This window comes from Reichenbachiella sp. (genome assembly GCF_039941815.1).
GTDB lineage: Bacteria > Bacteroidota > Bacteroidia > Cytophagales > Cyclobacteriaceae > Reichenbachiella.
Genome location: NZ_JBDVDW010000007.1, coordinates 16,916 through 32,421, shown reverse-complemented (window position 1 = coordinate 32,421; position 15,506 = coordinate 16,916). Strand labels below are relative to the sequence as shown.

At 40.4% G+C, this 15,506-nt stretch carries 9 protein-coding genes; 6 read left to right on the top strand and 3 right to left on the bottom strand.

From position 1 onward, the window contains the following. Positions 1-27: 27 nt before the first annotated feature. Positions 28-561 (bottom strand): lipocalin family protein, encoded by a 534-nt coding sequence (locus ABJF11_RS00200; protein WP_348117072.1) that lies wholly within the window; start codon positions 559-561, stop codon positions 28-30. A gap of 1,174 nt (positions 562-1,735) precedes the next feature. Here ABJF11_RS00200 and ABJF11_RS00195 point away from each other — a divergent pair. The 6 genes from ABJF11_RS00195 (at position 1,736) to ABJF11_RS00170 (ending at position 14,302) form a co-directional block, all read left to right on the top strand. Further along, complete coding sequence (locus tag ABJF11_RS00195; protein ID WP_348117070.1) at positions 1,736-5,044, top strand: hypothetical protein; 3,309 nt, start codon at positions 1,736-1,738, stop codon at positions 5,042-5,044. Then, positions 5,044-6,150 carry a hypothetical protein gene (locus ABJF11_RS00190; protein WP_348117069.1) on the top strand — a complete coding sequence of 369 codons (1,107 nt, stop codon included), beginning with the start codon at positions 5,044-5,046 and terminating at the stop codon, positions 6,148-6,150. Before ABJF11_RS00195 ends, ABJF11_RS00190 begins: the two co-directional genes overlap by 1 nt. Then, on the top strand, positions 6,147-9,206 hold the full coding sequence (locus tag ABJF11_RS00185; RefSeq protein WP_348117068.1) for a PKD domain-containing protein: 3,060 nt from the start codon (positions 6,147-6,149) through the stop codon (positions 9,204-9,206). Before ABJF11_RS00190 ends, ABJF11_RS00185 begins: the two co-directional genes overlap by 4 nt. A gap of 2 nt (positions 9,207-9,208) precedes the next feature. Further along, positions 9,209-10,801: a T9SS type A sorting domain-containing protein gene (locus ABJF11_RS00180; RefSeq protein ID WP_348117067.1), complete on the top strand. Its 1,593-nt coding sequence runs from the start codon at positions 9,209-9,211 to the stop codon at positions 10,799-10,801. A 49-nt stretch (positions 10,802-10,850) separates the two neighbouring features. Beyond that, complete coding sequence (locus tag ABJF11_RS00175; RefSeq protein WP_348117065.1) at positions 10,851-13,685, top strand: PD-(D/E)XK nuclease family protein; 2,835 nt, start codon at positions 10,851-10,853, stop codon at positions 13,683-13,685. A 77-nt stretch (positions 13,686-13,762) separates the two neighbouring features. Beyond that, the gene (locus tag ABJF11_RS00170) at positions 13,763-14,302 is read left to right on the top strand and encodes a DUF2911 domain-containing protein (RefSeq protein ID WP_348117064.1); all 540 of its coding nucleotides are present in this window, start codon (positions 13,763-13,765) and stop codon (positions 14,300-14,302) included. A gap of 121 nt (positions 14,303-14,423) precedes the next feature. Here the strand turns inward: ABJF11_RS00170 and trxA are convergent, their stop codons facing one another. Continuing rightward, the gene (gene trxA, locus ABJF11_RS00165) at positions 14,424-14,747 is read right to left on the bottom strand and encodes a thioredoxin (protein WP_348117062.1); all 324 of its coding nucleotides are present in this window, start codon (positions 14,745-14,747) and stop codon (positions 14,424-14,426) included. A 141-nt stretch (positions 14,748-14,888) separates the two neighbouring features. After that, positions 14,889-15,470, bottom strand: a complete 582-nt coding sequence (locus ABJF11_RS00160; protein WP_348117061.1) for a toxin-antitoxin system YwqK family antitoxin — start codon at positions 15,468-15,470, stop codon at positions 14,889-14,891. Between the last annotated feature and the right edge of the window lie 36 nt (positions 15,471-15,506).

Below are 15,506 nucleotides of genomic sequence, written 5' to 3'. Positions count from 1 at the left end.
ATTATTTAATTATGTAAGATTCGCTATTTATTCCTTGTCAAAGGACAATGTCACCTTTAGGTTGATCACCTCCGAATAAGTCTCAATGATATCATCAATGCTCGACTGGGTTGTTATCGTATCAAAGGTTTCTGGATCGTTCAGAATTTCATCAGAAAACGTTCTAACAGAAGTAGAAGAGGTAATATCCAAATTCTTGTCAGTAATTTCTCCCTCGACGGTAAATTCAAGTAGTAAACCTGTTGTTCCCTTGTCATAGGTCAAGGTTAGGTCATCTCCCTCCTGTACCCATGTGCCTTCGTCTTCGAACGAACCCCCGTTTCCAGCAATGTCTCTTTCATAAGTGAGGTCATCAAAAAATCGTATTTTGTACTCATTTTCTCCATACAAGTTTTCTACCTCTCCATTGCTTAGTGAATATCCGGAAGGAGCATCAAAATATGTAGCGTTGTCCATGATCCATGTACCAATTATTTTATCCGGCTCAGGATCGTCACTACTACATGATGAGATTACAATAAGGGAAAATGCAAAGAGCGTGGTGTGTAAAAGATGTTTCATATATATTAATTTTTGTACGGTCAAATGAAGCCGATCACTCTGTCCTATCTGCTTCTAAATATTCAGATATGAAGTAGACAAACGTTTCATTAGATTCTTTTTTGGTTGAAGTTTAGAAGCTTTTAAATATATCAACTTAAAATGCAAAGACCCCTGTTTTAAAAATAAAATTTTGTTGACAACAGATGTGCAATTTAAAATAATGTGAACCCGTATATTTTTCCGGTATATGTAAAAAACTATTAAACAAGCAGAGTATTTGTATGTTAACGATTAAGTTTTAAGAATGAATCTTCATATTACCATTCAAAGCGGTGGCACATCAGAGCGAGAAATCCATAAACATGCCTGGAGATTTAAGTATTGATCGTTATGACTCTTTGAAGGCTAGAATAGATTTCTCCTAAGGTCGAAATGGCAAAAAGGTAGGTAGGAAAGACAAAAGGCGGATCGAATATACAAAAAGCAGACGAAAGAACAGAGAACGAGTCCAAAGGATAAAAAACAATAAAAATACAGGCTGCTATAAAATTTGAAAAGTAAAAAACGCCACTAATTAAGCATTCAAGTTGAGTATTAATTAGCCGCCCAATCGAACATCTTTTGTTATTTCGAGTGGAGCCCGGCCGGAGTGAGAAATCTATAGGCAAGCTTATGACTGTTCTAATTAGCAGTAGTGATTCTTGATTTGATTAGGCCATGATCCTTGAAATTAATTCGTTTTGCATTTGATTGTCATCAAATCGCGAACCTAGCAAGGACGCAGGCTTTAAATCCTTCCGATTGGTAGTGTACTTTGTCCGATTACTTGACATATAATGCATTCAATTTACAGCTAGAATTTGAAATAGAGATGGAAACATCAAATGTATCCGCCTTCTACTGGTCTATTCAGTATACCAGCATTTTGAGAATTGACCTAAAATTTCTACCACATGAAGACATAATATGCATACCCACATTTGGAGCTCTAGATCAGATGCATTTGAGCTATGTTTTTTTTCAATTTACCTAGTACCAGGTCAACCGCTGTATGGATATCAATAAACGTTTATTACGGATTTATATTATTTCGAATATTTTCTTAACACCTACCAAACTTTGCCCCCACTTCTTGGTCGGAATAAATATTAAGCTGAATAGCAATATTTTCATTTTTTAATTCACTATAGTTATGTACTATTTTTGGTTTCGACCATGGCGTATTCTAACGAATATTTCCATTTTTTTTATACTGTTTCTAAATACGTTTACAGCTCATTCACAAGAATTTCAAACAACTACAATTGTTGGACAAGATGCAGGAAATAATTACTCGCAATTTGTAGTTGGAGGCTCGGCAATTGGAGAGCATAATTCAATTTATGGCCAAAGAAGTGGATATAATATGTTCTCAGGAGCTAAAAATACATTTCTTGGAGCACAAAGCGGGTACGGTAATTTTAATGGAGAGGGCAATATTTTTCTTGGATATAAAGCCGGGTTTAATGAAAAAGGCTCCAACAAACTTTACATCTCCAATACTTCTACCTCCGCACCTCTCATCTGGGGAGATTTCAGTGCAAGTCAATTGAGATTCAACGGAGCGGTCGATGTTACCGGAGCCCTGACCATGCAATCAAACCTTTTGATGGGAGGTAATGATTTGCTTCAGGTAGGAGAATTAGAATTCAAAGACAACGATGACGCCTCGGGAGGAGGAAACAATAAATACCGTCTATTGGCCCGAGATGGAGCTATCCAGGTCTACAACGGTGGATTTGTGGTGGGCAACTACGCCAATGGTACCTGGTCTGATCTGTCCGATGGCACGCTGATAGTTGAAAAGAAAGTAGGTATTGGAACTACAGCACCAAGTAATGGAGCCTTGCATGTGTACAAAGATGCCACCATCGGTGGATGGACCAGTCCGATTAATCCAGGTGGAGCAGGCATTCGCATCCAGGATGCGGCCTCCAGCATGTATTTGGACGGAAATTCTATTTTCTCCAATGGAAATATGGTTATTGGTACTTATACAGACAACGTTCTGACTTTTGGTACCAACAACAATGAACATGTTAGAATAGATAAGGACGGTAAGGTCGGTTTGGGTACGGAGGCTCCAGGTCATTTATTGCACGTCCGGGGCAACCCATCCGAAGATGGCGACCGAGACATTTTGGGCTATTTTGAAAGCTCCGCGAGCAGTAGTCAAGATGCCGGTATTGCGATAAAGGGTGCCAGAAGTGGCAGCACCGCACTCAACGCCTTCGTGGACTTCGATATCTATGATAGCAATGAATCCACCACCACCTTTACCATGGGGACCATCGGTGCAGGTAAAGAAAATGGAGCAGGGATCAACGGACAGCTTCGGTTCTTCACCAACCACGACGGCTCACTAGAAGAGCAAATGCGGATAGACAAGACAGGAAGAGTGGGTATAGGCACTACCCTCCCTCTTAATTCGCTCTCTGTCATGGGCCGAATCAATGCCTCTACAGACCAAGCCCATCAAGACACTCAATCCATACAAATCTGGCATACTACACAGGATGGTAATATCGGCACAAGTTCCGGCGAGCTACGCATTAGAAAAGGCGAGGACGACTATCTGTCTTTCAAAGAAACCGAAAACAGTTCTATCATCAACAGTCATGAGTCAAATCTGATCCTAAAAACAGATGGAGGCACCGGCCTGGAAATCGATCAGAATGGGAATGTGCTGGTAAAAAACAATCTGAAAATGACTGGTCTGCTACAACTGGATACAACTCACGTGAATGAAGACCCACAGGCCCACCAAATCCTGAACATGACTTCCGATGGCACCATCGGATTCAGAATGGCCGAAACACTGACCCCATGGGTAGTCAGAGAAGTACTCAATGCTGACGGTCTGACAGAGCATGTCATGACCTGCGATACCACGCTTGGCGAATCTTGCGGCTGTGGCGCTGAAATCATAGCGGACCTTGGACTCTATGACATGAACGGCAATATCAAAATCGGCGAGGGTGCCTATATAGACAACGATACCATACCCGGCAACTACGATGTCGCCGATGACTGGATCAGAATCAACAATTCTGTAGAAGTCAGCTCTTCGAGTGCAGTGAAGGGCTTTGTCCTTAGGGATTTCGACGCACGGCAAGACCATTTCCTTAACTTCCATCAAAAAAATGGCATAAGCTATTTTTCCAACTCCAACACAAGTGCTATTCCGGAAGACGACCACTTCATGAAAGCAGGCACGGACAACAGCGTTTCCTTTCCCGGCCAGGTCAGCATGCCCAATTTTAGAGCCGATACGCTCAGTAGCTCAGGCGACCTACTTATCGTGCTGGACGGTGACGAAAGTGCAGATGATGGCACCTTTAGGATCGGCACTGGAGATCCCGATGATGGCGTCAGCTGGAAAGAAAACTTCAATCTGACCGCTGCTGGCCTCGCCACCTTTTCGTCCGACATCAACGATCCGGGCAATCACCCACAAATCAATATAGATGGGGCATCCGGAAGTATTAACCTTCCAGGCACACTTTCAATAAGTACCGATGGCAGTCTAGATGTAGATGGAAATACTATTCTGGAGCAGTTATATATAAATGATGCGCCTACAGATTGGAGTACTAGAAATATAGCTATGGTTCATACTGATGGTCAAATCAAATCAAGAACTATAGAATCATTGATTGGTAGAACAGACAATGACAATGAAAAACTGATGGTATGGAATGACAATCAACATTTGTTTGACTTGAAAGATCTGTCTTCTATCAACCAAAGCCCCTTTCAAATTGGCGGCTCCATGATCAGCTATGACGGAAGCATTGAGCTTGGCACTTCCCTGCTCATAGGAGGAAATCTGAGTTTTGAACATGGTCTCCCTTCAGATCACAGCCTGGATCAGTTTCTCGTCTACAACGAGATCGATGGAATGATAAATAAAAGAGCTTTGAGTGCAGAAGATTTTAGTCCCTGGATGAGATCAGGTAGCAATATCTACTTTGGACAGGGCCTGATGGGCATAGGCGCTGAAAACACCAGCAGTGATACCCAACTATTGGTGTCCTCTAATATAAAGGTAGGGATGACCGTAAAATCTAATACCAGTCTGAGCAATGCATACGGCATAAAGAGCGTGGTCAATCAATCCGACACCAAAGCTTTTGCAGCTGTGAACTCTTCGGGTAGTGATGTATTTAGAGTCTATGGCAACGGCAAAGTAGAAGCCAAAGAAGTCCTCGTAGCACTCAATATTTGGAATGATCATGTATTCAAATCTGACTATGATCTCAGGCCATTGGAAGAGGTCCATGAATATGTACAGACCAATCATCATCTGCCAGAAATACCCTCTGAGGCCGAAGTATTCGCCAATGGAATAAACCTCGGAGAGATGGATGCAATGCTCTTGAAAAAGATCGAGGAACTCACCCTCTACATCATCGAACAAAACGAACGCATCAAAGAACTAGAATTAAAATCAAAAAACTGATGAGTAACATATATATGTTTAAAGGTGGACTGATCGGTTTCCTTGTAATCTGTTCGTTCACAAACGGGGTCAGTCAGCCTCTAAAATTGGTTAAGGAGGAAGTTTTGAATATGGCAGATTTTGAAAACGACCTCAAAACAGAAGGAGCCAGAAAAAGGTCAAAATATACGCGCACTTTCGATGACAAAAATTCACCGCTTACCTCTTTTCCAGAGGCTAATAGTAGTAGTCGTCAGAATGCCCGATTAAGAGGGTCATATAATGGAATTGACTACTATGTGGTGAGTGATGATAATACACGAACACAAACAGTAGTAAAAAAAATGAGCGGTAAGGAAATTATACTAAAAGAATTTCCTCAAGAAGGCCAGTTATCCACTATTGGTAAGAAGGGTAATTTTCTATTTTCAGATATTGCACATGGAGCGGGAAGTAGCTATGAATTTTACTCTTCAAACTTAAAATTAATTAATACATATTATCCATATGAGCAGTTTTCATTTTCTTCTTTCATCGTTTTAAATGAAAATGTAATTATATGGTCAAAAAAGGAAGATCTATCCAGAGTAATAAAACTTTCAAAACTCACTCTTGACGGAATATTAATAAGTGAAAATGAAACTGAGATACCTATTTCTGCTGTACTTAGAATCATAGCCAAACATGAAATAATATCAATACTACTTTCTGGGCCGTCCTTTTCAACTCGATTGTTATTGACATTCAACAAAGACTTAGAACTTCTACGAAGCGAAAATATTGGAGATGTCTTAAGAAATGAATTAATTCTAACTGATGACAAAGAACTAATATATTCTTCATCAAAAGCAGTTCACGCAATTGATATCAAGTCAGGAAAAGAAAAGTGGAAATATCCAATTTCCAGAAATCAATATTTTCGAATGGTTCTGAACAATAAATACATAGCAATTATTCAACAGCACAAACTATACAAGGAATTAATTCTTCTTGATAAGTCCAGTGGATATAAGGCATACTCAGATTCAATTAGTATCGGATCCGGAGTACCCAGAATAATTACCGATGGAGAACAGTTTTTTTTGAAAAGTGACAATGTGCTTCTGAAATTCAAAAAAGCCAAATGATGAAGAAAATATTGTTAAGTACATTTATTGTTCTTTCTTCCGTAACCGTATTTGCGCAAATACCATGGCCATTCCCAAATTCGTTAACACAAGGTAGGGTAACTGGTACGATTGGTGAGATAAGAGGGGCACATAGATTTCATAGAGGAAATGATTTAAAGGCGGATGATTTAGATGAGATCAATACCGAAAAATCAGTTCATGCCATAGAAAATGGGAATGTGAAAGTCATATATATCAATAACATATATAGTAATGGAGTTATCACGGAAAATGTTGAGCCATATACCTCATATATAAGAGTAGGTGAAGGACAAGATCTATTGGATGATGACATTTATTATTATCACATTTATCCAATTGACGGACTTGAAATTGGGGCCGCAATAGCAGTAGGTGATCATATTGGAGAGATGTATACAGATGGAATTGAGGCTCATTTGCACCTGCAAACAAAAAACACAAACTACCTTTCAGAATTAATCCCATATGTCGATAATCATATACCTGAGTTCGATGACACATATCTCAACACCTTTGATGGGGTCGAATTTTACAGAAATGGAATTATCAAAACCACAACTAATCAGGCCAACTTTCTGTTGAATGATCGAGTGCAGATTGACAATACAGAATATTTAATGCTCTATGATAAAATTGATATTGCTGCGCATATCAAAGATGAGAAAACTGACACTTCTGGCGAAGGGGCTGGAGGCAATACTTCCCCCTATCTCATTACCCTGGACATATTAAATGAGTCAGGGTCAGAAGTTTTTAATCAGGAAATCAGATTTGATGGGACGCCAGTAAAGGGCAATGGTCTATATTGTTTTCATCCGGACTCTCATTCGCCTAATCGGTCTATCAATATTCTAACAGCTGATCCTTATGAAGGTAACGCCGCCAGCAGGGATCAGTTTATCAATACCCGATTGACAAGAGGACAAACAGAAAGCTATAGATCTGGTGATGCGAGAGCCGATGTTCTAGATGCCAAAGTAAATTCCCAATCATCTTTTCCTGACGGCATCTATGATATAGATATCGGTGGATGTGATTTAGATTTTTTTGGATTGAGAGACAACTGCCTGGAAGACAAAAGAGTACCGGTAGTCATAGATAACTTCAAACCGTACATTGAGTCTGTGACCATGCGGTACTCAGAGGACGACATTACTTATACTACTGGTTATGAGGGTAGTTGGAGTTGGTCCAATGAGCAGCTCATATATTCCAATCTTGGCGAAGTTGGATTTTTACCAACCGATTTTATACAAATTTGGTTTACAACCAGCGAACCGCTTTCAATGGAAAGTGGATACATACCCTCCATTTCTATTGCCTCTGTGGACGATCCTTTGCTATTGTCTAATTCGTCAGATAATAAGACATTTATCTTTACTATACCACCGGGCACATTTCTCAACGACGGCTCTGATGATGGCGAGTATACGTTGGAAATTAATGGCTATGATATGACTAAAAATCAAATTACAGGTTTTGATCAATTAGATAATTATTTCACAGCTGAGGAGCTTCCAATTAAAAATAGCAGCGGAAATTGGCCTACAGAGGCACTAGTCTCCAAACCGGATGTCCGACATGGCTTTTCCCTGGGCAGTGGGTGCGACGGATTTCTAGATGGAAGGGTGCTTTCAGGAGATTGTAATCCGTTGATTGCAGATTTCAACCATAGGCTTGATCCATCTGAGCCAAGAGATGTGCAATTTTCAGATCTGTCAAGTCCGCAAGGAGAAATCACCAACTGGACGTGGGACTTTGGAGATGGCTCTTCTGCTTCCACAAATCAGAATCCATTCCATGAGTTTGAAAATTATGGAATTTATTTGGTGACGCTCACGGTAAATATGGGAAATGCTCAAGACTTTAGGACGCAAATAGTATCTGTATCAGGAGAACCCTTGCAAGCCTCATTTTCGATCTCCCCTAATACGGGTACAGCACCGTTCAATGTACAACTCGATGCCAGGAGCTCTATTGGAAATATTGTGGACTATCAGTGGTCGATAACTCCGAGTACAGGGTTTAGCTATATCAGCAGTAACGAAAACTCGAGAATAGCGACTATAAGCATAAATAAATCTGGGGAATATAATATCGCCCTAGAAGTAAGCGATTTAGAAAACACACATCAGTCTGAAGTCAAAACGATCACAGCAGGCAATGGAGCAAAACCTGTGGTCGATTTCGCATATGAAGGTACTATTTACAATGGACTGCCTACACAGTTTTTTGAAAGAGCAAATGTCAACTGCGTCAGCGACTTAGTTTTTGAGTGGACATTTGAAGGGGGTAGCCCTGCTACGAGCATGGACGAAAACCCTTGGGTCGAATTTAGTGAAGCCGGCAGCAAAACTGTAGAACTATGTGTGACTGATGGATGCGGAGTGAAAGACTGCATGACGCCAATGGTTGTAGAGGTAGAGAATCGCAATCTGGTAAACAGCGGCATCTATGCTCAATTTGACGTGGTTTGGCCAAACTCAGATAATTATTTTAACAAATTTGACATCGGAGATAAAGTTGAATTTCTTGATAAATCTTTTACTCTAGGCAAAACAATTGAAGAATGGACTTGGTGGTTTGAACTACCTTCTCTTCCTCCAGAACTGAACGGAGATCACTCTGGGCCATCTTACATGTATGGGCAGAAATTAGAAAAGGTTGATCATATTTATAATGTACCCGGCAAATATGTGGTGAGACAATATGTTTGGGAGGATATTGGGATTGGGCCAAGCCGCTCAAGTTTTTGGGACGAAATCATCATCATCCGGCGTCCCTCCTCTTTTTGTGAGGAAGAAACCTTACTTACAGATCAAGATATAGAAGCTGGCGAAGTGCGCAATGAAATTACCGGGATTCTTAAAACCGGAACTGGTGGTGCAGGGATTGATTTTAATGCCAAAGACCAATCAAGCGTTACCCTGCAAGGCACCAGCATACAGCTTCGTACTGGAACACACCTCCAAAATGGTAGCACCGTCCATATTTTACCCAAAGACTGCGATGATCTTCGCGAAACCTTCTAACTATGAACAATAGAAAAATAATATCTCTGATTTGTATCATATGGCAGGTATTGCTCTGTCATATTGTATCAGGACAATCTTCCGAAGACTGGTCGTTTAGTGCTGGAGGTACAAGCTCAGACGCTGGAACGGCGATAGCTGTAGACAGTCTGGGTAATATATATTCAGCTGGCAGTTTTCAAGGAGAAAGTGACTTTTCCGGTCATATTTTGACCTCCAATGGAGATACGGATATTTACCTGGCAAAATATAGCCCTCAAGGCAAATTGATTTGGGTAAGGCAAGCAGGAAGTAACTATGCCCGAGAGAACACAATTACAGAATATCCAACGGCTATGATGGTGACATCAAAAGGGGTATACTTAGCGGGTGTTTTTTCAAGGGTCGGAGTGTTTGGCCCAATCAAGCTGGTATCCGCAGGGGGAGACGATGTATTTTTAGCCAGGTATAGCCTTGAAGGCAAAGTCGAATGGGTGGTAAAAGGAGGTGGCCAAAGCCAAGACATCCCGTATGACCTAGCTGTAGATGAAGATGAAAATATCTATCTCACGGGTGCATTTCAAAAGAAAGCTAGATTTGGTCAAATATTTCTGCATGCAAACAACTACACCGACATGTTTCTAAACAAATACGGTCCAAATGGAGACCTTATATGGGCCAAACAGTCATTCAGTAAATCAAAAGTAGTCGGCAAGGTCCTTGAAGTGCATGAAAGGCAAATTTATATAGCTGGAGAGTTTTCGGATGAATTGTCGCTTGAAGGAAAGCGTTTAAAGTCAAATGGAAATTCTGACATCTTTCTGGCTAATTATTCCTTAGATGGGAATTTGAATTATTACAAATCCATGGGGAGCAATGGTTCAGATGAAATCAACCAGATAAAAATGATCAATGAGTACCTCTATATGGTCGGGAGTTTTCAAGCTCGGTCCAATAGTGACAATTGGACTTCCTTCGGAGGTAAGGATGCATTTCTGCAGAAACTCAATACCAACGGTGAATTTGTATGGAATAAAACTCTTGGTGGAGCAGGTATTGACGTTGGACAATCACTCGGGTCTGACAGCAAGGGCAACATCATTGTTGTAGGTAACTTCAATGACCAAATTCAAATAAACGACTCGATACATTTTAGTCAAGGGTTTTCTGATCTATATCTCTCACGATTCAATGATCAAGGAGAATTGGACTACTTCGAAACCCGTGGTGGATCCAATCAAGATCACGTAAATCGAGTTCTTGTTGTTAACGATAGGGCACTAATTACAGGGTTTTTCACTGGTCCCCAGGATTTGCGTTTCACTTCATTTGGTGCATCTGACATATTTCTAACAAGTATCAACCTATCATCTCATGAGACGGAAATGACAAAATTGACCTATGTGACTTATCCAAATCCTTCAGAAGGAGAGTTCCTGATTGTGGGAAATTCGGTCATTAAAACCATTGTAATATATAATCAAAGTGGGATTATGATTCTCAATGATCAAAATGTCAACAACACAGAGCATAAAATTAATCTTTTAGAGATGCCTAATGGAGTATATGTGGTTGAGATAAATGGAAGTATTAACAAAAAAATTATTATTTACTAATCTTCAAATTTCCTTTTATTTTACATCCACAATTTTCGAAAATAATCTATTGGAAAAAGAAGCGCCTTTCCTACAGTCTCTCGCTAAAAAATGCCATGATCAATATGGTCATCAATGTGATAGACTGACTGTCATCTTTCCTAACAAAAGAGCTGGTGTTTATTTTGCTGACGCTCTCGCTCAGCTCTACAACAAGCCAGTGTGGTCACCTATCATTTTGAGCTTTGAAGAATTTGTTGAAGATCAGCAGTCGAAGAATTTTGCTGATGACTTACAAATGATCTTCCTACTCTACAAAGCATATAAGCAGATTGTAAAACATCCGGAGGATTTTGACGCTTTTTATCCTTGGGGAGAAATGATACTGAAGGACTTCAATGACATAGACAACTATCTGGTCGACGTCCAACATATATTTCGGGTGATCAAGTCTCAGAAGGAACTAGACGAAGCCTTCAGAGAACTACCTGAGGAAGACCAGAAAATCATTCAAGGTTTTTGGAAAGGGTTCCTCCCCTCGCCCAACAAAAAACAAAGTGAGTTTATCGCTACTTGGTCTATTCTGGCAGAGCTGCACACTCAATTCAATCAATTGTTGGACGAGAGTGGACTGACCTATAAGGGTCGGATGTTCAGAGCATACGCTGAAAATGAACTGCCAACCAGAGAAACAGAATCCATTTGGTTTGCGGGATTTAATGCGCTAACTCGTGCAGAGGAAAAAATCATCAAGGCCTATATGGATCAAGGGCAATCAGATATCTTCTGGGATCTTGACACCTACTATTATGAAGATGAAGCCCAGGAGTCTGGCACGTTCTTTCGAGAATATGCTGCGGATGATCATTTTAAATCCTCAATCACAAGAGATGTTAAAAACCAGATCAGCAAGGCAGAGCTAAAAGTAAATATCCTGTCCGCCCCATTCAGTATGGGGCAGATCAAGGCTGGCGCTCAAAAAATAAAAGACCTGGCCCTGACTACTGCTGATCAATCTAAATTGTTGGTCATTCTAACTGATGAATCGCTATTGCAAAGTCTCCTAAATGCGATCCCAGCAGAAGTAGAGCACGTCAATGTCACCATGGGATGGGGTGTATCTCAGTCCAGAATTTACATTTTCCTTAGTAAAATTATTGCCTTAAAAGATTTACATCAGACCAGTCCAAAAAGTGGAATTCATCTCAAGGAGGTTCTTGGTCTTATGGAATTCAATGACCTATTGGGTATAAAAAAAGAAAGCGTGCAGGCTTTCGAAGCCGGCGCCATAGCCATCAACAAAATCTATCATCCACTCGAGGACGTGCGCCGTGCTTTTCCCGAGCTTAAATTGCTGCTAGAATCAACCACACAAGTAAATGAATTGTTGGATCAGCTCATTCATTTTATCGCGGGTCTGGATATAAAAGGGCTAAGAGAGGTGGAACAGTCAGCTATTGTATTGATTCATAGCACACTAAAAAGAATTGCGACGGCTTTGGATGTGCATCATGTACAACTGAATCTGAACTCTTTTCACAAGTTGTTTCTGAAGCTAGGGACAACGCTCAAATTACCTCTTTCGGGTGACCCTAAACAGGGTATACAAGTGATGGGTATCCTGGAAACCAGAAACCTGTCTTTCGAAAATGTACTGATCATTGGCATGAATGAAGGACACTGGCCAAAGGACAATTCTAACACGTCATTCATTCCATATAATATCAGAAAGGCTTTCGACTTGCCTACGGTGGAGCATCAGGACGCTATGCAGTCCTATCTTTTCTACCGATTACTGCACAGCGCAGAGCAATTATGGATGTCTTACAACAACATATCAGAATTTAATCACAACGGTGAGCCTAGTCGCTACATCCGGCAACTACAATACGAATCAAATCTCAAATTCGAAGAATCTGTACTGATTCACCCAATTGTGGCTGAAAATGAACCCGAAATTGTCGTAGAAAAGTCAGAATCGGTCATGCAAAAGCTCAAGGAATACCTGATATCCGATAACGACTCCTCCAAGAGGCTCTCACCTTCTGCACTTAACACCTACATTGACTGTAAGCTCAAGTTTTACTTTCAGCATATTGAGAAAATCAAAGAGCCTGACGAGTTGAAGGAGGATATGGATCCTTCCCTATTTGGAAATTTGCTGCATGGTGCGATGGAACATTTGTACAAAGAAAAGGAACATTGGGAGGCTGAAGAAGTCCTAACCATAAAGGAACAGTTGGACGAAGCGGTAGGCCAATCCTTCCAGGAGCAAAAAATCACTCGTGGTGTGGATCAAACCGGTCGTCAGCTTATAGCCTTTGAGGTAATCAAACAATACATGCTCCGCATTATCGACTATGATTACCATCATGCGCCCTTTCAAATTATTGGTCTGGAAGCCACTGATTATTTTGTGGACTTCCCTATAGAAACCCTGAGTGGCAGTGCTAAGGTCGGACTAAAGGGAATCATAGACAGAATCGACCAATACGGTGAAACAGTAAGAGTTCTCGACTATAAATCTGGTAGGGATGATCGGAAATTTGGTCAAATGTCTGAGCTGATTGATGGAAGTTCGACAAAACGCAATAAAGCCGTTTTTCAACTATTTTACTATTGCATGCTGTACAAGGATAATCACCCCGACCTAAAGCATCCTATCCAACCAGGACTGTTTAATAGCAAAGATCTATTTGACAGTAAATTTGACACCGTCCTGACTCAGACCGAGAATCGTAAAAGTAAGAAGGTAACAAGCTATGCAGACTTTGAAGAAGAGTTTAAAGAAGTACTTCTTTATCTGCTTACCGATTTATTCAATTCAGAAGTGGCTTTCACTCAGACAGAAGACGAAAAAAAATGCAGCTATTGCACCTACAAACAGATCTGTAAAAAGGGATAATAAAGGCTATTGAGAACCTTATTAATGATTTTCTTATTAAATAATTTAGTAGCTTTCAGCAACAAACAAACTATACTATGATTAAGAAAATAATAATTGGTGTGGTGCTAGGCGTAGTCATATACTTTGTATATGGGATACTAACCACTCGAAGCCACAGCCCTCAGGATACTGCTACCACTACGATCGGTGATCTCTCGGTCAGCGTGGTTTACTGTCAACCGTTCAAAAAAGGAAGACTCATATTTGGCGAAGAAAGTGAAGAAGCGCTTGTCCCCTATGGTAAATACTGGAGACTCGGAGCTAATGAGGCTTCGGAGATTACACTGAGCCAGGATGTCACTTTTGCAGGACAAAATCTGGCTGCAGGTAGCTATCGCCTATATGCCGTGCCTAATGCCAAAAGCTGGCAAGTATCACTGAATAGTGAGCTAGGTGAGTTTGGCTATTTCGAACCAGATTATAGTCTTGATGTGTTAAAAGTCGATGTGCCTGTTAGCAAAAATGCTGAAGAAATGGAGCAGTTTACGATTCAGTTTACTAATGACTCTACAGCTACACAGATGCATATGATGTGGGATAAGACAAGAGTATCTATTCCGATAGTAGCGCAATAAAAATCGTACCGGTCGGCTAGATGTCTTCGGCAATGACTAAAATAGCAGAAGAAATCAGAAAGCATAAAAAAACCCACACCTTCCGGTATGGGTTTTATTTTTTCAAGTACTGTCTGATTTATTAAGCCAATTGAGCGTCAAGTTTTCCGGCCAACACTCCTTTCGGAACTGCACCTACTTGCTTGTCTACTACTTCACCGTTTTTGAATACTAGTAAAGTAGGGATACTTCTCACACCAAATTTGGCAGATACTTCCGGATTTGAGTCTACGTCTACTTTTCCTACCACTGCTTTACCTTCGTAGTCTCCAGCAAGTTCTTCCACTACAGGCCCAATCATCTTACAAGGTCCGCACCATTCTGCCCAAAAATCCACCAATACTGGCTGATCTGTTGCCAATACGTCATCGAAGTTGCTGTCTGTAATTTCTACTGCCTTATTCATGTCTTTATAATTTTAAATATTGTTATGCTCGAAAAACGCAAATATAAAAGAAATTGTTCATGTCGATGGATTGATTTTTATGATGACTACATAAAGAAAACTTATGCCTTAAGTCTGGAATAAATCCTTCCTCTCTACTCTTTACTTTTGCAATTCTCCATTCACATATTCGTATTCCAAGGTTACATTTCCATTCTGGTCATACCACTTCGCAGTGCCATGCATTTTACCGTTTTGCCAATTACTTTCTTCCATGATTTTTCCATTGTCATAGAATTTTGACCGCTTACCTTCCAGCTGCCCTTCATAGTAAGTTTTTCTTTCGGCTATTTTCCCGCCATTATAGTAGATAAATTCTCCATCCTCTATCCCATTCACATAATAGGCCTTTAGAGTTAGATTACCATTCTTATCCATTTCCAGATGAGTACCATGCTTGAATCCATTGATATACGTAGTTATCGATTTGACTACTTCGTTTGGATGATAGGTAGTCCAGGCGCCGTTTCTATATCCGTTGAAATAGTCCCCTTGCTGCTCCAGTTTCTCACCAAACAAGGTGGTGGCTTTGGTCAATCCGGGTAAATAATCGAAGGTGGCTGTCTGAGCATATTCTGGTAGCTTATCCAGACTCTCTGCTCCACCAGTGCTAAGCTGACCGCCTGATTGGCAAGCACTTAACATTATGATTGATACAAATAGAATAGAAAAACTGTTTTTCATAGTATTAAAATTTTGATTGTCTAACTCAAATTTAAA

Bases quoted from the DNA above. Each gene is read 5' to 3' on its own strand.
- ABJF11_RS00200 (WP_348117072.1), bottom strand. From the start codon at position 561: ATGAAACATCTTTTACACACCACGCTCTTTGCATTTTCCCTTATTGTA.
- ABJF11_RS00195 (WP_348117070.1), top strand. From the start codon at position 1,736: ATGTACTATTTTTGGTTTCGACCATGGCGTATTCTAACGAATATTTCC.
- ABJF11_RS00190 (WP_348117069.1), top strand. From the start codon at position 5,044: ATGAGTAACATATATATGTTTAAAGGTGGACTGATCGGTTTCCTTGTA.
- ABJF11_RS00185 (WP_348117068.1), top strand. From the start codon at position 6,147: ATGATGAAGAAAATATTGTTAAGTACATTTATTGTTCTTTCTTCCGTA.
- ABJF11_RS00180 (WP_348117067.1), top strand. From the start codon at position 9,209: ATGAACAATAGAAAAATAATATCTCTGATTTGTATCATATGGCAGGTA.
- ABJF11_RS00170 (WP_348117064.1), top strand. From the start codon at position 13,763: ATGATTAAGAAAATAATAATTGGTGTGGTGCTAGGCGTAGTCATATAC.
- trxA (WP_348117062.1), bottom strand. From the start codon at position 14,747: ATGAATAAGGCAGTAGAAATTACAGACAGCAACTTCGATGACGTATTG.
- ABJF11_RS00160 (WP_348117061.1), bottom strand. From the start codon at position 15,470: ATGAAAAACAGTTTTTCTATTCTATTTGTATCAATCATAATGTTAAGT.